The organism is Streptomyces sp. V4I23 (assembly GCF_030817975.1).
Classification (GTDB): domain Bacteria; phylum Actinomycetota; class Actinomycetes; order Streptomycetales; family Streptomycetaceae; genus Streptomyces.
This window is the reverse complement of the sequence record NZ_JAUSZW010000004.1, coordinates 2727152-2742523: the sequence shown is the minus strand read 5'-3', so window position 1 is coordinate 2742523 and position 15372 is coordinate 2727152. Positions and strand designations below refer to the sequence as shown.

Here is a 15372-nt window from a genome sequence, read left to right as displayed (position 1 = left end):
CAAACCTGGTTGAATCCTGGGTGCGTGCCCCGCGGGGGTACCGCAGAGGCCGGCAGTTTGCGGGGAGAACATGGACGACGGGAAGCCCACCGGATCGAAGGCGAAGTGGTGGAGCCGCCCCAGCGCGGTGCGGGTGACACCTTCCGGGCCGGAGCAGTCCGAGCCGGCCGACGCGCAGCCGTCGGCCCCCGCGCCCGAGGCGGGCCGGGAAGCGGCGGTGGACGCCACGGCCCCCACGACAGCGGTTCCGCCGCAGTCCGCCGAGCCGCCCTTGTCGGACACGGTGGTCGCGCCGCAGTCCGCAGAGCCCGTCACCGCGGACACGGCCGTCGCCCCGGCACCGCCCGTCGAGCCGGTGACCGCCGAGCCGGTCGTCGTCCCCGCACCCTCCGTCGCCGACACGGCCGTCGCCCCCGCCACGCCCGTCGCGACGGCTCCGTCCAGGCCGACTCCGCTGCACGAGCCCGACCCGTACAGCACCCCGCCCTACGGCGGCCCGGGCCCCTGGGCCCCCGCGCCCCCCGTGCAGCGGCCGGTCCCCACCCCGGCGCAGGGCACGCCCGTGCCGCCGCAGTACGCGGCGCCGCAGACCGTCCCGCACCCGGCGCACCCGGCACCGCAGGCCCCGCATGCCGCCCCCTCCGCCCCGCTGCCGCCGGCGCAGCCCGAGCCGGCCGCCCCGCACCCGCAGCAGCAGATGCACCACCACCCGCAGCCGGCCGCCGGCGAGCGGCCGCAGCCGCTGAACTCCGTGTGGCTCCAGTACGACCCCTGGAGCGCACCGGGCCGGCCGCTCACCGAGCCCGGCGAGCCGGTCGCCAAGAAGCGCAGGCGCGGTCCACTGCTCATCGGCGCGCTCGTCATCGCCCTCGTCGCGGGCGGCGCGGGCGGCGCCATCGGCGCGTACGTCGAGCGCAACGGCGGCATCGCCCAGGTGGAGCTCCCCCAGGCGGACCGCGAGAGCGGGGACCGCGCGCCCGACAGCGTCGCCGGCATCGCGGCCAGCGCCCTGCCCAGTGTCGTCACGCTGCACGTCAGCGGCGGCGGCGAACAGGGCACGGGCACCGGCTTCGTCCTCGACCGGCAGGGCCACATCCTCACCAACAACCACGTCGTCGACCCGGCCGGGACCTCCGGCGACATCACGATCACGTTCAGCGGCGGGGAGACGGCCGAGGCCACCCTCGTCGGCAAGGACAGCGGGTACGACCTCGCGGTCGTCAAGGTCACGGGCGTCTCCGGACTGAAGCCGCTGCCGCTCGGCAACTCCGACAACGTCCGGGTCGGCGACCCTGTCGTCGCCATCGGCGCCCCGTTCGACCTCCAGAACACCGTCACCTCCGGGATCATCAGCGCCAAGGAGCGCCCGATCACGGCCGGCGGCGAGAAGGGCGACGGCAGCGACGTCAGCTATGTCGACGCTCTGCAGACCGACGCCCCGATAAACCCGGGCAACTCGGGTGGCCCTCTCGTCGACAGCAAGGCGCGGGTCATCGGCATCAACAGCGCGATCAGGGCAGCGGACACCGGGGCGGGTGCCGAGGGCGGCCAGGCAGGCTCGATCGGACTCGGCTTCGCGATCCCGATCAACCAGGGCAAGCGCGTCGCGGAGGAGCTGATCAACACCGGCAAGGCCACGCACCCGGTGATCGGGGTCAGCCTCGACATGAAGTTCACCGGCGACGGGGCCCGCGTCGGTGAGCGGGGCAAGGACGACACCCCGTCGATCACCCCCGGCGGCCCGGCCGACAAGGCCGGCATCAAGCCGGGCGACGTCATCACCAAGGTGGACGGCCAGCGCGTGCACAGCGGCGAGGAGCTCATCGTCAAGATCCGCGCCCACCGGCCGGGCGACCGGCTGGAGCTCACGATCAGGCGCGGCGGCGAGGAGCGGACGATGGCGCTGACCCTCGGTTCGGCGGACAGCTCATGACCATCTGCGCGGTGTCCGGACGGTACCGGGGCGACAGTTTCGCCAGGTACCGTGGTTCGGGTCCGGACCCCATCCGACCTGCGGGCCACAGAACACGAGGAGCAGCAGGGTGTTCAATGACATAGGCGGACTGGAGCTGGTGGCTCTCGTGATCCTCGCCGTGCTCGTCTTCGGCCCCGACAAGCTGCCGAAGGTGATCCAGGACGCCGCCCGCTTCATCCGGAAGGTCCGCGCGTTCTCCGAGAGCGCGAAGGAGGACATCCGCAGCGAACTGGGGCCGGAGTTCAAGGACTTCGAGTTCGAGGACCTCAACCCCAAGACGTATCTGCGCAAGCAGCTCGCGGAGAACGAGGATCTCAAGGAACTGAAGGAGCTCCGCAGCAGCTTCGATCTCAAGAAGGAGATCAACGACGTCACGGACGCCGTCAACGGCAAGGAGCCGTCCGGCGTGTCCGAGGGCTCCGTCCCGGCTGCGGTGAACGGCTCGCCCTCAGGCGGCCCCGACCTGCTGAAGAAGCGCGACGGCGCCGATCGGGAGGAGCGGCCGCCGTTCGACGCGGACGCCACCTGAGCACGCCCGAGCGCACCGTCATCCCCTGCGCGCGGGGGCGGGGTGGCTATTCTCTCCATCTGTCCGGCAGTGAGGACGCCCGAGGGGGGCGGGTCCGCTGAAGGAACGAGCGACAGAGGAGGCGGCCGGATAGATGGCGACGACGAGTCGGGTGACGGCGCAGGACGCGGCCGGCGATGAGTCGGCCCAGGGCGGCAGCGGCCCCCGTGCGACGCAGGGGGGAACGGCTGCGGCGGCTGCCCGGCGTACGGCCGACGGCTTCATGAGCGCCAGCTTCCCCTGGTACGGGCTGGACGAGGTCTTCACCGGCCCGCGTCGGCTGATGCAGGTGGGCACCGCGGCGGACGGAACCGTTCAGCACGGCGCGATCGGTCACGGTGACGAGCCGTCGATACGGTCCGAGGCGGCCGGAGGGGAGAAGGAGCGCTTCGCCGTCGTCGTGACGGTCGCGGCGAGTCCGCTCCGGCACAGCGGCGACGGTACGGGCGTCCTGGACGCCACGACGGCCTCCTCCGCGGCCTGGCTGGCGGGCTCGGGCCTGCTGGCGCACACCTGGCCGCCGCAGCTGGACCACTCGCTGCGCGACGACTGGCTGGAACAGCAGACGGAGACGGCGTTCGAGCTCGCGGACGATCTGGCGGGTCCGGCGTGGTCGATGCTCTCGCTGCCGGTGGACGGGGTGCCGACGCCGTTCCACTACCGCGAGTCGGAGTTCGGCTGGGTGCTCGCCGGGACGACGGACAACGGGGTGCACATCGGGGCGTACGGGCGCGGCATGAGTGCGTACGGGCTCGGGTTCTCGGTGATGGACGTGTCCGCGTACGTGGACTGACCGGGGCCGGTGCCTTTGCGTCCGCTCACCGGACGTGGCGAGGCTGCCCCGGGGCATGCGCCGACGGGCTGATTCCCTTCCGGGAATCAGCCCGCCATGCGTCGCGCGGAGGCGCGGCGAATCAGAACTTGTTGCGCGGCGTGATGCCCAGGCTCATGCCCGACAGACCGCGCTGGCGGCCGCCCAGCTTGCCCGCGATCGTGCGCAGCGCCGAGCCCGCGGGGGAGTCGGGGTCGGTCAGCACGACCGGCTTGCCCTCGTCGCCGCCCTCGCGCAGGCGTACGTCGATCGGGATCGAGCCCAGCACCGGCACCGTCGTGCCGGTCGTCCGCGACAGGCCCTCGGCGACCTTCTGCCCGCCGCCGGTGCCGAAGACGTCGACCATCTCGTCGCAGTGCGGGCACGGCAGGCCCGACATGTTCTCGACGACGCCCACGATCTTCTGGTGCGTCTGCACCGCGATGGAACCGGCGCGCTCGGCGACCTCGGCGGCCGCCTGCTGCGGCGTGGTGACGACGAGGATCTCGGCGTTCGGCACGAGCTGGGCGACCGAGATCGCGATGTCACCCGTGCCCGGCGGCAGGTCGAGCAGCAGTACGTCGAGGTCGCCCCAGTACACGTCCGCGAGGAACTGCTGGAGCGCGCGGTGCAGCATCGGACCACGCCACACCACGGGCGCGTTGCCCGGGGTGAACATGCCGATGGAGATGACCTTCACGCCGTTCGCCGACGGCGGCATGATCATGTTCTCGACCTGGGTGGGACGGCCGTCCGCACCCAGCATCCGCGGCACGCTGTGGCCGTAGATGTCGGCGTCCACGACACCGACCTTCAGCCCGTCGGCCGCCATCGCGGCCGCCAGGTTCACGGTCACCGAGGACTTGCCGACGCCGCCCTTGCCGGAGGCCACCGCGTACACGCGGGTCAGCGAGCCGGGCTTCGCGAACGGCACCTCGCGCTCGGCGGTCGTGCCCCGCAGCGACGCCGCCAGGTCCTTGCGCTGCTCGTCGCTCATGACGTCGAGCGAGACGTCGACACGGCTGACGCCGTCGACGCGGGCGACCGCGTCGGTCACGTTCTTGGTGATCGTCTCGCGCATGGGGCAGCCCGAGACGGTGAGATACACCGTGACGGCGACCGTGCCGTCGTCCCCGATGTCGACCGATTTCACCATGCCCAAGTCGGTGATCGGTCGGTTGATCTCGGGGTCGTTCACTGTCGCCAGTGCCTCGAGCACCGCGTCTTCCGTAACCATACGGACGATGGTACGGCGCTGCCTCCCGCCTCGGGAAAGCCCTGTCAGCGGTCGCCTTCGTCACGGTGCCCGGGACGCTCGGACGGGAATACGGTGCGCCGCTCCTCCAGCTCCTTGATCAGATCCTCGAACTCGGAGCGGATCCAGTCCCGCGTCGCGACCTCGCCGAGGCCCATGCGCAGCGCCGCGATCTCCCGGGTCAGGTACTCGGTGTCGGCGATCGACCGCTCGTTCTGCTTGCGGTCCTGCTCCAGGTTGACCCGGTCGCGGTCGTCCTGCCGGTTCTGCGCCAGGAGGATCAGCGGCGCCGCGTACGAGGCCTGCAGGGACAGCATCAGCGTGAGGAAGATGAACGGATACTCGTCGAAGCGCAGGTCCTTCGGCGCGCCGATGTTCCAGACCACCCACGCGATGATCGTCAGCGTCATCCAGACGAGGAACCGGCCCGTCCCGAGGAAGCGCGCGATCTTCTCCGACAGCCGCCCGAACGCCTCGGGGTCGTACTCGGGCAGCAGGCTGCGACGCGGCGCTCGCGGCAGGTCGAGCCGTGCGCGGCTACGCGACGCGGCGCTCGCGCCCGCCGGCATGCGCTCGCGCGCCTCGCCTCGCTCGCTCGATCCGAGCTCGCCGCCGCTACCCATGGGCGGACTCCTCGAACTCGGTCTCGCGCCAGTCCTCCGGCAGCAGGTGGTCGAGCACGTCGTCGACGGTGACGGCACCGAGCAGCGAGCCGCTCTCGTCGACGACGGGCGCGGCGACCATGTTGTACGCGGCGAGATAGCTGGTGACGGCGGGCAGCGGGGTGCCTGGCGACAGCGGCGGCAGGTCGCTGTCGACGATCGAGCTGACGAGGGTGAACGGCGGGTCCCGCAGCAGCCGCTGGAAGTGCACGGTGCCCAGGAACTTGCCCGTGGGCGTCTCGTCCGGCGGCCGGCACACGTACACCTGCGCGGCGAGTGCGGGGGAGAGGTCCGCCTGGCGGACGCGGGCGAGCGCGTCGGCGACCGTCGCGTCCGGGCGCAGCACGATCGGCTCGGTCGTCATCAGGCCGCCCGCCGTGCGCTCCTCGTACGACAGCAGCCGGCGCACGTCGGCGGCGTCGTCCGGGCGCATCAGCGTGAGCAGCCGTTCCTTGTCCTCCTCGGGCAGTTCGGAGAGCAGGTCGGCGGCGTCGTCCGGGTCCATGGCCTCCAGCACGTCGGCCGCGCGCTCCTCCTTGAGCTTGCCGAGGATCTCCACCTGGTCGTCGTCGGGGAGTTCCTCCAGCACGTCGGCGAGCCGGTCGTCGTCGAGCGCGGCGGCCACCTCGGCGCGCCGCTTGGGGGAGAGGTGGTGCAGCACGTTGGCCAGGTCGGCGGGGCGCAGCTGCTCGAAGGTGGCGAGCAGGCTCTCGGCGCCCTGCCCGTGCTCCTCCAGCGAGAAGCCGGTGACGGCGGACCATTCGAGCGTCAGGGTCTCTCCCTTGCGGCGCAGCGCGCCGCCCCTGCCCTTGCGTACGAAGACCTTGTCGATCTCCCAGTCGCGGCGGGCGGGCAGCTGCTGGATCGACACGTCGAGGACCGTGGCCTCCTCGCCGGTCTCCACGAGGCGCACCCGCCGGTCGAGCAGTTCGCCCAGCACCAGGCGTTCGGTCGGGCGCTGCTCGAAGCGGCGCATGTTCAGCACGCCGGTGGTGATGACCTGGCCCGATTCCACGCCGGTGACCCGGGTCATGGGCAGGAAGATACGGCGGCGGCTGATCACTTCGACGACGAGGCCCAGCAGCCGGGGCGGACGCCGCCCGACGCGCAGCATGGCCACCAGGTCGCGCACGCGGCCGACCTGGTCGCCGTTGGGGTCGAAGACGGGTACGCCCGCGAGGTGCGAGACGAAGACCCGGGGGGCGCCTGCTGCCATGGCCCCTCCTTTACCGGGAATGCCGCTGTTCGACTGGTTCAGGCTAGCCCGTCCCGTTCGTCGTCGCCCCGTCTCACGTCCGTCCGGCTCCCTGCAAGACCCCGTTCCCGGCACAGGTACGCTGCGGTCTGCCATCCCCCCAAAGATGAGAGGCAGGGCGCTGGTGACTCCCCTCCTTTCGGCCGGCCGGGCCCGTCGTGCCCTGCTTGCCGTCGTGCTGTGTGCCGGGCTGACCACCGGGGTCACGGCGTGCGGCGAGGATCCGGACGCGGGCACCAACGGGATCGGCAAGCTGACGGCTCAGGAGATTGAGAACAAGGCGCGGGTGGCCGCCGACGGGGCCACCGCGGTGCGGCTGTCGGGCACGCTGGTCAGCAAGGGCGGCACGTACAAGCTGAACATGCGGCTCAAGCAGGACGGCGGCACCGGGTCGGTGACGTCGAAGGAGAACGCCTTCGAACTGCTGCGTATCGGCGACACCCTCTTCCTGAAGGCCGACGCCGGCTTCTGGAGCGGCGCGGACGGCAAGGACGGCGACGAGCCGAGCAGCTCCGACGAGGAGGTCGCGGACAAGCTCGAGGACAAGTACGTGAAGGTGCCGCAGGGGGACCCCTCGTACAAGCAGTTCCGCGGCTTCACGGACATGGACGTGCTGCTCGACGGGCTGCTCGGCATGCAGGGCGAGCTGAGCAAGGGGGACCGGAGCCAGGTGGGGGGCATACGGGCCATCAAGGTCCTCGCCGCCAAGGGCGAGGGGGGCGTGCTGGCCGTCTCGCTGACAGGCAAGCCGTACCCGCTGCAGTTCACGCGGGCGGGCGGCGCGGGGGTGCTCACGCTCGGGGACTGGGACAAGGACTTCGAGCTGGCCGAGCCCTCGGAGGACGAGATGCTGGACTACGGCGGCCAGCTGCCGAAGACCTCGGGCGACTAGCCCTCCTCGACGAGGTCGAGGACCCTCGTCACGGGCGTGCCGATCAGCGCGGGCGCCTTTTCGCGCGACGGCCAGACGTCCGTGACGAGCGCGTCACGGAAGCGCTCGGCCTCACCGGCGGTGGCGAACTCGAGATCGACGACGATGTACGCCGGATTGTCGACGGGCTGCTGGACGCGGTACGCGCGCACACCGTGCTTCCGGCGGAAGGCGGCGTACCGGTCGAACGCGGCCTTCCAGGTGGTGAGGTCGGTGATCGCGTGCTCGATGTGCAGCGTGACCATGCTGCCCTCCTCGTCCGCTCCCTTCCATGGTGCCGGGCCGGGCACCGAAAGGCTGCTCGGCCGCGCGAAGGAGTACGAGGCGGCGCCGCGGTCCCGTGCTCCCCGCGGCGGATCATGTGCGGCTCGCCCGCACACATCGCGGCCCGGCGTCGTGTGCAGGTCCCAGGGCCGGGCTAGCCGCGGTGGGCGCGGCGCTTCAGGAGGAGCCTCGGCAGGGCCGCCGGGATGGGGCGGCGGGTGACGGCGGGACTCGGGAGCGGCGGCGCCGACAGGGAGTCGTCCGGGAACTCGGTCGTCGTGCCGCGCGGCTCCAGTCGCAGGACACGGCACTCGCGGGCCCAGCGCTCCGTCATCCGCTCCGCGTCGGGCGCGTTCAGTCGCTTGCCCTTGAGCTCGCCCACGGCCCCCTCCCACGCATCCGTGCCCGGTGCGAGTTCGCGTACGGCGGCCGTCCACGCGACCAGACGGCCGCCCTTGTCCTTGCTGCGGACGGTGACCTCGGCGGTCCCGCCGTCGGTCAGGCCGGGCAGCGGCTGCTCACCGGGGCCGTCGCCGACGACGTGCGCGGCGCCCTCGTGCCACACGTGCCACAGGGCGCGCGCCGGGCCTTCGCCGCGCACCCAGATGAGGCCGGACTTCTTGGTGGCCTCCTCGACGAGCGCCTGGCCGAGATGGGATGTCATACCCGCAGCCTATCGACCGGCCGGCCGGTCACAGCCAGCCGTTGCGCTTCAGAGTGCGGTGGATCATGAGACAGACGCCGGCGATCCCGGTGAGCACCATGGGGTAGCCGTACTGCCAGTGCAGCTCCGGCATGTGGTCGAAGTTCATGCCGTAGATCCCGCAGACCGCCGTGGGCACGGCGATGATGGCCGCCCAGGAAGTGATCTTGCGCATGTCCTCGTTCTGCGCGACGGTCGCCTGCGCCAGGTTGGCCTGGAGGATGGAGTTCAGCAACTCGTCGAAGCCGATGACCTCTTCCTGCACCCGGGCGAGGTGGTCCGCGACGTCGCGGAAGTACTTCTGGATGTCCGGGTCGACCAGCCGCATCGGCCGCTCGCTCAGCAGCTGCATCGGCCGCAGCAGCGGCGACACGGCCCGCTTGAACTCCAGCACCTCCCGCTTGAGCTGGTAGATCCGCCCGGCGTCGCTGCCGCGCGGGCTGCCCTTCGAGGGTGCGGAGAACACGTCGATCTCGACCTCGTCGATGTCGTCCTGCACCGCCGCGGCGACTGCGATGTAGCCGTCGACGACATGGTCGGCGATGGCGTGCAGCACCGCCGACGGGCCCTTGGCCAGCAGCTCGGCGTCCTTCTGCAGACCGTGCCGCAGCGCGCGCAGCGAGCCCTTGCCGCCGTGCCGGACCGTGATGACGAAGTCCCGTCCGGTGAAGACCATCACCTCGCCGGTCTCCACGACCTCGCTGGTCGCGGTCAGTTCGGCGTGCTCGACGTAGTGGATGGTCTTGAAGACGGTGAACAGGGTGTCGTCGTACCGCTCCAGCTTGGGCCGCTGGTGGGCGTGGACCGCGTCCTCGACGGCGAGCGGGTGGAGCCCGAACTCGGCGGCGATGCCCGCGAATTCGGCCTCCGTCGGCTCGTGCAGCCCGATCCACGCGAAGCCGCCGCCCTCGCGCACCCGGAGCATCGCCTCGTGCGGCGTCTGGCAGGCGTCGCTCTCCAGCCGCTTGCCGTCGCGGTAGACGGCGCAGTCGACCACCGCGCTGGAGGCGGACGGGTCGCGCGTCGCGTCGTACGTGCTGTACGGGGTGTTGCTCTTGCGCAGGGCCGGGCGGACCGCTGCACGCAGGTCACGGATCATCGACATGGCTGGCTCCTTCACGGAGAGGCCGTCGGCGAATGGCGTGGCACAGCCCGGAATGGGGACGTGAGACATACGTCCGCAAAGCGGGCGGCACCGCAGGGTCGCGGTGACGGCGTTCGCTACAGACAGGCAAAAACGAAGTGCTCTTCCGTGTGCGAATTGCCGTGGGCCCGTGCGGGAAGGCCTCAGCTCACCGGTCCGCGGATCGCCTGATCAGACGTGGCGTGAGGAGCGGTGCCGTGCGGAAGAGCTGCTGGTACTGCACGATCGACTTCGATCCACCGCAGCCTCACCTCCTCCGGCCGGTCCCCCTTGGGGGATGACGTGTCGTCGGGACCGGAGAGCGCGCCTCCGGCTGCTGTCGGAGGGTGATCCCCCGGCGTACTGCCCGACCAGCGGCCAAGCCTATCAGCCGACTACGGGTCAATCCCTGTGTTTGCCCGTTCCCTACGCGTTTTATGCTCGCGAGATGAACGATGTTCTTGCTCTGGTCGAGGCCCGGCTGCACAGCGCCCTCGGTGAACCGGACGCGCGCGCCGCGGTCACCTTCCTCGGTACGGACCGCATCGAGGTCCTGCGCTTCCGTGGCGACGGCGAGGACGTCGTGAGGTATGTCACCCTCGGCATGTCCGCCCAGCCGATGACGGACCCCACCGCGGCCTTCGCCGACCCGGTCGCGGGTCCGCGCGCGGAGCTGATCCTCTCGGTGCGGGCCGGGCTCGCCGACACGGACAAGGTGCTGCGGCCCCTCGTCGTACTGGCCGCCTCCCCCCAGGTCGAGGGCGTCGTCGTGGCCCCGGGTGCCTCGCTCGACGTCGGCGAACCGCTGTGGCCGGGCGCGCCGTTCAGCTCGGTGCTGGTGGCGGAGCCGGGCGGTCTGGTGGAGGACCTGGAGCTCGACGAGCCGATGGACCCCGTGCGATTCCTCCCGCTGCTGCCGATGACGTCCAACGAGGCCGCGTGGAAGCGTGTGCACGGAGCCGCGGAGCTCCAGGAGCGCTGGCTGGCGCGCGGCACGGATCTGCGCGATCCGCTGCGCAGGTCCGCGGCCCTGGACTGACGGCCCCAAACCGGGCCTGCCTGAGGCCAGTTGGCGAAGGCGGTGACGCCGTCCTCGGCGGGGTGCCGACTCCTCGGCCTCACGGGTGAGTGAGGTGTGCCGGGCGCGGGCTCGGTCACCGCCCCGACGGAGTCGGAGCTCCCGGACGGGGAGGCTGCTTCTCCATCCGGAGGCGCGCTCCCTGCAACAGTAATTTAGTCACGCTCATTAATGTATGTTGCGCCTATTTCCGTCGCCCGGAGGCACACTCCGGACGGGTGATCGTCCTTGACGCGGCGTCTGCCGGGGAGGACCGTTGACCCCTATGAGGGGCGAACCCAGTTGCCCGAAGTGCGGTGGCCGGGTGAGGGCGCCCGGTCTCTTTGCCGACTCCTGGCAGTGCGATGTGCACGGCGCCGTGCACCCGCTGCAGCCGGTGATCCCGCCCAGTGTCGAGGCCCTCGGTGTCGTGGTGCACCGCGCACGGGTTCCCGTGTGGATGCCCTGGCCGCTGCCGGTCGGGTGGCTGTTCACGGGCGTCGCCTACGCGGGCGACGACCGCAGCGGCGGCCGGGCCACCGCCGTGGCGTGCTCGGGCCCCGGGCCTCTCGGCGGCCTCGGCGAACTCCTGCTCATCGCCGAGGAGCTGGGCGTCGGACTCGGCGCCCGGTACGCGGGCATCAACGGCCCCGACCCCGGCTCGCACATCCGCGTGGACAGCTCACCGCAGGTCAAGATGCTGGCCGCCGGCCGTCCGACCCCGCTGTGGCATGTGGCGGGCGCGCCGGAGGACCGCGCCGTGTTCGCCGGTGAGGCGCGGGGGCTGTGGCTGTGGGCCGTCGTGTGGCCCGAGCAGTCGGGGCTGCTGATGTACGACGAGCTGGTGCTGACGGACCTGCGGGACGCGGGCGCCGAAGTGGAGCTGCTGCCCTGCGGGGCACTGTCGCCGCGGTTGCTGTCGTAGGCGCGACGCACGCCGCGTTCGCCTCGATCGGGTAAGGGGCCGGAGCCGATGGGTCGCCTTACGCCTGGAGCCGGTGCATGGCGCGGACAGGGCGTCCGGGCCGGTTATCCTGGATCGTCCCCTTGTCCGTCCCGAGCCCCGGAGCCACGCGTGCGCATCGACCTGCACACCCACTCCACGGCCTCGGACGGTACGGACAGCCCGGCCGAGCTGGTGCACGGCGCCGCCGCTGCCGGCCTGGACGTCGTCGCCCTCACCGACCACGACACCACCCGCGGCCACGCCGAGGCCGCCGCCGCCCTCCCCGAGGGGCTCACCCTCGTCACGGGCGCCGAGCTGTCCTGCCGCCTCGACGGCGTCGGGCTGCACATGCTGGCGTACCTCTTCGACCCGGAGGAGCCCGAACTGCTGCGCGAGCGCGAGCTCGTACGCGACGACCGCGTGCCGCGCGCCCGGGCCATGGTCGGCAAGCTCCAGGAACTCGGCGTCCCCGTCGAGTGGACGCAGGTCGCCCGTATCGCCGGTGACGGCTCCGTCGGCCGCCCGCACATCGCGGAGGCCCTCGTCGAACTCGGCGTCGTGGACTCCGTGTCCGACGCCTTCACGCCCGCCTGGCTCGCGGACGGCGGCCGGGCGTACGTCGAGAAGCACGAACTCGACCCGTTCACGGCCATCCGCCTCGTCAAGGCCGCCGGCGGGGTCACCGTCTTCGCACATCCGCTCGCGGTCAAGCGCGGCCGCACGGTGCCCGAGAGCGTCATCGCCGAACTGGCCGTGCACGGGCTCGACGGCATAGAGGTCGACCACATGGACCACGACGAGGCCGCACGCACACGGCTGCGCGGCCTCGCCGGGGAGCTCGGTCTGCTGACGACCGGCTCCAGCGACTACCACGGCAGCCGCAAGACCTGCCGGCTCGGCGAGTACACCACCGACCCGGAGATCTACGGCGAGATCACCCGCCGCGCCACGGGCGCGTTCCCGGTGCCGGGCACGGGCGGAACGCGCCCGTAGGACCCGCCGCCCTTCGTACACCCCTCTCCCGCAAGGCCCTTCACCGTGTTCGACGCCGCCGTCTTCGGCTCCCTCTTCCTCACCCTCTTCGTCATCATGGATCCCCCCGGGATCACCCCGATCTTCCTCGCCCTGACCTCCGGACGCGCCACCAAGGTGCAGCGCCGGATGGCCTGGCAGGCTGTCGCCGTCGCCTTCGGCGTGATCACCGTCTTCGGCATCCTCGGCCAGCAGATCCTGGACTACCTGCACGTCTCCGTGCCGGCGCTGATGATCGCCGGTGGACTGCTCCTGCTGCTGATCGCGCTCGACCTGCTCACGGGCAAGACCGACGAGCCCAAGCAGACCAAGGATGTCAACGTCGCCCTGGTGCCGCTCGGCATGCCGCTGCTCGCCGGCCCGGGCGCGATCGTCTCGGTCATCCTGGCGGTCCAGCACGCGGACACCGCCGGCGAACAGCTGTCGGTGTGGGCGGCGATCGCCGCGATGCACGTCGTGCTCTGGCTGACCATGCGCTACTCGCTGGTGATCATCCGCGTGATCAAGGACGGCGGTGTCGTGCTGGTGACCCGGCTCGCGGGCATGATGCTCTCCGCGATCGCCGTGCAGCAGATCATCAACGGCGTCCGGCAGGTGATCCAGGGCGCCTGACGCCGAGACCCACGACACGCCGCGCCCCCGTACGGATCTCCGTACGGGGGCGCGGCGCGTAAGGCTCGTAAGGGTTACGAAGCCGAGGTTTCGGCAGGCCGGATGAGGATGCGCTGGCCGATGGAAGCGGCTTGCTGCACGATCCGGTTGACGGAGGCGGCGTCCACGACGGTGCTGTCCACGGCGGTGCCGTCGACGTCGTCCAGTCGCATGATCTCGAAGCGCACGGCTTCTCCCTTCGTCTGATCCTCCTGAAGGAGAACTGCTGACAGACGGAATTCTCCGTCTGCGTACACAGGTCCACAACGCAGTGCATCCTGCAAACATTCCCTACGCTAAGGAAATTTTTCGGATGCCTAACTACTGGCGGGTAGTGCTCTGGACACGGACAATGAGCCTCGTATGAACGACGCCGAAATCGCCCGCATCGCCGCCCGCCTGGAGCGCACCAATGAGCTCCTGGAGCGGATGCTCGCCGAGGTCGCCACGACCCCTTCGACCCATGCCATCTTCGTCGACGCCGGTTACGTCTATGCTGCGGCCGGGTTGCTGGTGGCGGGCACCGAGGACCGCAGGGCCTTCGACCTCGACGCCGAGGGGCTGATCGAGGCCTTCATCGACAAGGCGCGCACGATCTTCGCCGACAGCCGCCTGCTGCGCGTGTACTGGTACGACGGGGCCCGGCGCCGTATCCACACCCCCGAGCAGCAGTCCATCGCGGAACTGCCGGACGTCAAGGTGCGCCTCGGCAACCTCAACGCGAACAACCAGCAGAAGGGCGTCGACTCCCTGATCCGTTCCGACCTGGAGTCGCTCGCCCGGCACCGCGCCATCAGCGACGCGGCCCTCATCGGCGGCGACGAGGACCTCGTCTCGGCGGTCGAGGCGGCGCAGGGCTACGGCGCACGCGTCCACCTGTGGGGCATCGAGGCCGCCGAGGGCGGCAACCAGGCGGAGCCGCTGCTCTGGGAGGTCGACAGCAGGCGGACGTTCGACCTCGACTTCTGCCGCCCCTACATCACCCGCCGGCCCGTCACGACGTACGAGAACGAGGGGGCGCCACCGCCCTCCCGTGACGAGGTGCGCTTCATCGGCGCCCGGATCGCGGCGAACTGGCTGGGGGAGCGGGGGCGTGCCGCGATGGCCGAGCTGCTGCCCGGTCACCCCTACCTGCCGGGTCCTGTGGACCAGGACCTGCTGATCGAGGCGGAACAGCTCCTCCAGCGGTCACTGCGCGGACACGCGGTCCTGCGGCGTGCGCTGCGGGACGGCTTCTGGCAGCACCTGCAGTCCCAGTTCTGAGAGATCGGTCACTGCCGGTCCCAGAACCGCAGCAGGGCCTCCGCGGTCTCCCGGGGGCGGTCGGTGTTCGGGGAGTGCTCGGCGCCCGCGACGACGGTCCGGTGCGCGCCGAGCCGGCGCGCCATCTCGTCCAGCAGCGGGACGGGCCAGGTGTCGTCGCGTTCCCCGGACAGCACGTGCTTGGGCAGCGGCCGCACCGCGGCGAGCTCGTCGATCCGGTCCGGCTCGGAGGCCAGCTGCCGTCCCGTGGCGAGCAGTTGGGCGGGGTTGTGGCGCAGCCAGCGCCGCCGCAGATCCTCCCGGTCGCCGTTCCGTGACGCGTCGAGATCCTCCGGAGCGACGGCTTCCATGGCCTGCATGGCCGACCAGACCTCGTCCATCGTCATCACGCCGAGCGCGTCGGCGAGCAGCTCCACCCGCTGCCGCTGAGCCGGACTGATCTCGGCGGGGCCGGAGGACATCAGGGTGAACGTCAGGAACGGCGAGGCGTCCAGGAGCACGGCGGCGCGAGCGATCTGCCCGCCGAGCGAATGCCCGACGAGATGCACGCTTCCGCCGGCTGCCGCGGCCTGTGCCAGCACATCACGGGCCAACTCGCCCTGGGCGTAAGCCTTCTGGTCCCGGGGGCCGTCGGTCTCGTACTGGCCGCGCCCGTCGACCGCGACGGCCCGGTAACCGGCGTCGGCGAGCGGTTCGAGCAGGGCGATGAAGTCCTCCTTGCTCCCCGTGTACCCGGGCAGCATCAGCACGGTGCCGCGCACGCTCCCGGAGCGCGGCCGTGCGTCGAGCACGGCGAAGTCACCGCGCACGGTCGGCAGGAGGAGGGACCGGGCACAGGCGGGCGGTACGAAGGTGGGCGGCCGGCTCATGGTCCCG

General features: G+C 71.4%; 17 protein-coding genes. 9 read left to right on the top strand and 8 right to left on the bottom strand.

Features of this window, described 5'->3' with window-relative positions:
* Positions 1-70: 70 nt before the first annotated feature.
* The 3 genes from QFZ82_RS14440 (at position 71) to QFZ82_RS14430 (ending at position 3336) form a co-directional block, all read left to right on the top strand.
* Complete coding sequence (locus QFZ82_RS14440; RefSeq protein ID WP_307713559.1) at positions 71-1933, top strand: S1C family serine protease; 1863 nt, start codon at positions 71-73, stop codon at positions 1931-1933.
* A 109-nt stretch (positions 1934-2042) separates the two neighbouring features.
* Positions 2043-2504, top strand: coding sequence for a sec-independent translocase (locus QFZ82_RS14435; RefSeq protein ID WP_307713558.1), 462 nt, complete (start codon positions 2043-2045; stop codon positions 2502-2504).
* A gap of 262 nt (positions 2505-2766) precedes the next feature.
* Positions 2767-3336 (top strand): hypothetical protein, encoded by a 570-nt coding sequence (locus tag QFZ82_RS14430; RefSeq protein ID WP_307717716.1) that lies wholly within the window; start codon positions 2767-2769, stop codon positions 3334-3336.
* 121 nt (positions 3337-3457) lie between these two features.
* On the opposite strand, the gene QFZ82_RS14425 is transcribed toward QFZ82_RS14430, so the two are convergent.
* From QFZ82_RS14425 to QFZ82_RS14415, 3 genes are read right to left on the bottom strand one after another with little or no spacing between them, the layout of a single operon-like run.
* Entirely contained in the window at positions 3458-4591 is a 1134-nt protein-coding gene (locus QFZ82_RS14425; protein WP_307713557.1) for an Mrp/NBP35 family ATP-binding protein, read from the bottom strand.
* Positions 4592-4635: 44 nt separating this feature from the next.
* Positions 4636-5232 carry a DUF1003 domain-containing protein gene (locus QFZ82_RS14420; protein ID WP_307713556.1) on the bottom strand — a complete coding sequence of 199 codons (597 nt, stop codon included), beginning with the start codon at positions 5230-5232 and terminating at the stop codon, positions 4636-4638.
* Positions 5225-6487, bottom strand: a complete 1263-nt coding sequence (locus QFZ82_RS14415) for a magnesium transporter MgtE N-terminal domain-containing protein (RefSeq protein ID WP_307713555.1) — start codon at positions 6485-6487, stop codon at positions 5225-5227. The genes QFZ82_RS14420 and QFZ82_RS14415 overlap by 8 nt, the downstream gene beginning before the upstream one ends.
* A gap of 163 nt (positions 6488-6650) precedes the next feature.
* Between QFZ82_RS14415 and QFZ82_RS14410 the strand changes: the two genes are divergently transcribed.
* The gene (locus QFZ82_RS14410) at positions 6651-7418 is read left to right on the top strand and encodes a hypothetical protein (protein ID WP_307713554.1); all 768 of its coding nucleotides are present in this window, start codon (positions 6651-6653) and stop codon (positions 7416-7418) included.
* Here the strand turns inward: QFZ82_RS14410 and QFZ82_RS14405 are convergent.
* The 3 genes from QFZ82_RS14405 to QFZ82_RS14395 all read right to left on the bottom strand — a co-directional run bounded on the left by QFZ82_RS14405 (position 7415) and on the right by QFZ82_RS14395 (position 9529).
* The gene (locus QFZ82_RS14405; protein ID WP_307713553.1) at positions 7415-7702 is read right to left on the bottom strand and encodes a hypothetical protein; all 288 of its coding nucleotides are present in this window, start codon (positions 7700-7702) and stop codon (positions 7415-7417) included. The two genes, QFZ82_RS14410 and QFZ82_RS14405, sit on opposite strands and share 4 nt — an antisense overlap.
* A gap of 173 nt (positions 7703-7875) precedes the next feature.
* Positions 7876-8385, bottom strand: a complete 510-nt coding sequence (locus QFZ82_RS14400; RefSeq protein ID WP_307713552.1) for a hypothetical protein — start codon at positions 8383-8385, stop codon at positions 7876-7878.
* 28 nt (positions 8386-8413) lie between these two features.
* A complete protein-coding gene (locus QFZ82_RS14395) occupies positions 8414-9529 on the bottom strand; it encodes a magnesium and cobalt transport protein CorA (RefSeq protein ID WP_307713551.1) in 1116 nt (371 codons plus the stop codon).
* 466 nt (positions 9530-9995) lie between these two features.
* On the opposite strand from QFZ82_RS14395, the gene QFZ82_RS14390 reads away from it, so the two are divergent.
* From QFZ82_RS14390 to QFZ82_RS14375, 4 genes are all read left to right on the top strand, one after another.
* Positions 9996-10586, top strand: coding sequence for a suppressor of fused domain protein (locus tag QFZ82_RS14390; protein WP_307713550.1), 591 nt, complete (start codon positions 9996-9998; stop codon positions 10584-10586).
* Between the two features lie 304 nt (positions 10587-10890).
* Positions 10891-11529 carry a DUF6758 family protein gene (locus QFZ82_RS14385; protein ID WP_307713549.1) on the top strand — a complete coding sequence of 213 codons (639 nt, stop codon included), beginning with the start codon at positions 10891-10893 and terminating at the stop codon, positions 11527-11529.
* 150 nt (positions 11530-11679) lie between these two features.
* Positions 11680-12543 carry a PHP domain-containing protein gene (locus QFZ82_RS14380; protein ID WP_307713548.1) on the top strand — a complete coding sequence of 288 codons (864 nt, stop codon included), beginning with the start codon at positions 11680-11682 and terminating at the stop codon, positions 12541-12543.
* A gap of 45 nt (positions 12544-12588) precedes the next feature.
* Positions 12589-13194, top strand: coding sequence for a MarC family protein (locus tag QFZ82_RS14375; RefSeq protein WP_307713547.1), 606 nt, complete (start codon positions 12589-12591; stop codon positions 13192-13194).
* Between the two features lie 74 nt (positions 13195-13268).
* Here QFZ82_RS14375 and QFZ82_RS14370 read toward each other — a convergent pair whose 3' ends face one another.
* Positions 13269-13421, bottom strand: a complete 153-nt coding sequence (locus QFZ82_RS14370) for a hypothetical protein (RefSeq protein ID WP_177150633.1) — start codon at positions 13419-13421, stop codon at positions 13269-13271.
* A gap of 175 nt (positions 13422-13596) precedes the next feature.
* Between QFZ82_RS14370 and QFZ82_RS14365 the strand changes: the two genes are divergently transcribed.
* Complete coding sequence (locus QFZ82_RS14365; protein ID WP_307713546.1) at positions 13597-14496, top strand: NYN domain-containing protein; 900 nt, start codon at positions 13597-13599, stop codon at positions 14494-14496.
* Positions 14497-14504: 8 nt separating this feature from the next.
* Here QFZ82_RS14365 and QFZ82_RS14360 read toward each other — a convergent pair whose 3' ends face one another.
* Positions 14505-15365 (bottom strand): alpha/beta fold hydrolase, encoded by an 861-nt coding sequence (locus tag QFZ82_RS14360; RefSeq protein WP_307713545.1) that lies wholly within the window; start codon positions 15363-15365, stop codon positions 14505-14507.
* Positions 15366-15372: the final 7 nt, after the last annotated feature.

What these genes read in the sequence shown, in the direction of transcription:
- QFZ82_RS14425 (WP_307713557.1), bottom strand. Translation starts at nt 4,591, where the DNA reads ATGGTTACGGAAGACGCGGTGCTCGAGGCACTGGCGACAGTGAACGAC.
- QFZ82_RS14360 (WP_307713545.1), bottom strand. Translation starts at nt 15,365, where the DNA reads ATGAGCCGGCCGCCCACCTTCGTACCGCCCGCCTGTGCCCGGTCCCTC.
- QFZ82_RS14415 (WP_307713555.1), bottom strand. Translation starts at nt 6,487, where the DNA reads ATGGCAGCAGGCGCCCCCCGGGTCTTCGTCTCGCACCTCGCGGGCGTA.
- QFZ82_RS14420 (WP_307713556.1), bottom strand. Translation starts at nt 5,232, where the DNA reads ATGGGTAGCGGCGGCGAGCTCGGATCGAGCGAGCGAGGCGAGGCGCGC.
- QFZ82_RS14390 (WP_307713550.1), top strand. Translation starts at nt 9,996, where the DNA reads ATGAACGATGTTCTTGCTCTGGTCGAGGCCCGGCTGCACAGCGCCCTC.
- QFZ82_RS14385 (WP_307713549.1), top strand. Translation starts at nt 10,891, where the DNA reads ATGAGGGGCGAACCCAGTTGCCCGAAGTGCGGTGGCCGGGTGAGGGCG.
- QFZ82_RS14400 (WP_307713552.1), bottom strand. Translation starts at nt 8,385, where the DNA reads ATGACATCCCATCTCGGCCAGGCGCTCGTCGAGGAGGCCACCAAGAAG.
- QFZ82_RS14395 (WP_307713551.1), bottom strand. Translation starts at nt 9,529, where the DNA reads ATGTCGATGATCCGTGACCTGCGTGCAGCGGTCCGCCCGGCCCTGCGC.
- QFZ82_RS14440 (WP_307713559.1), top strand. Translation starts at nt 71, where the DNA reads ATGGACGACGGGAAGCCCACCGGATCGAAGGCGAAGTGGTGGAGCCGC.
- QFZ82_RS14430 (WP_307717716.1), top strand. Translation starts at nt 2,767, where the DNA reads ATGAGCGCCAGCTTCCCCTGGTACGGGCTGGACGAGGTCTTCACCGGC.
- QFZ82_RS14405 (WP_307713553.1), bottom strand. Translation starts at nt 7,702, where the DNA reads ATGGTCACGCTGCACATCGAGCACGCGATCACCGACCTCACCACCTGG.
- QFZ82_RS14365 (WP_307713546.1), top strand. Translation starts at nt 13,597, where the DNA reads ATGAACGACGCCGAAATCGCCCGCATCGCCGCCCGCCTGGAGCGCACC.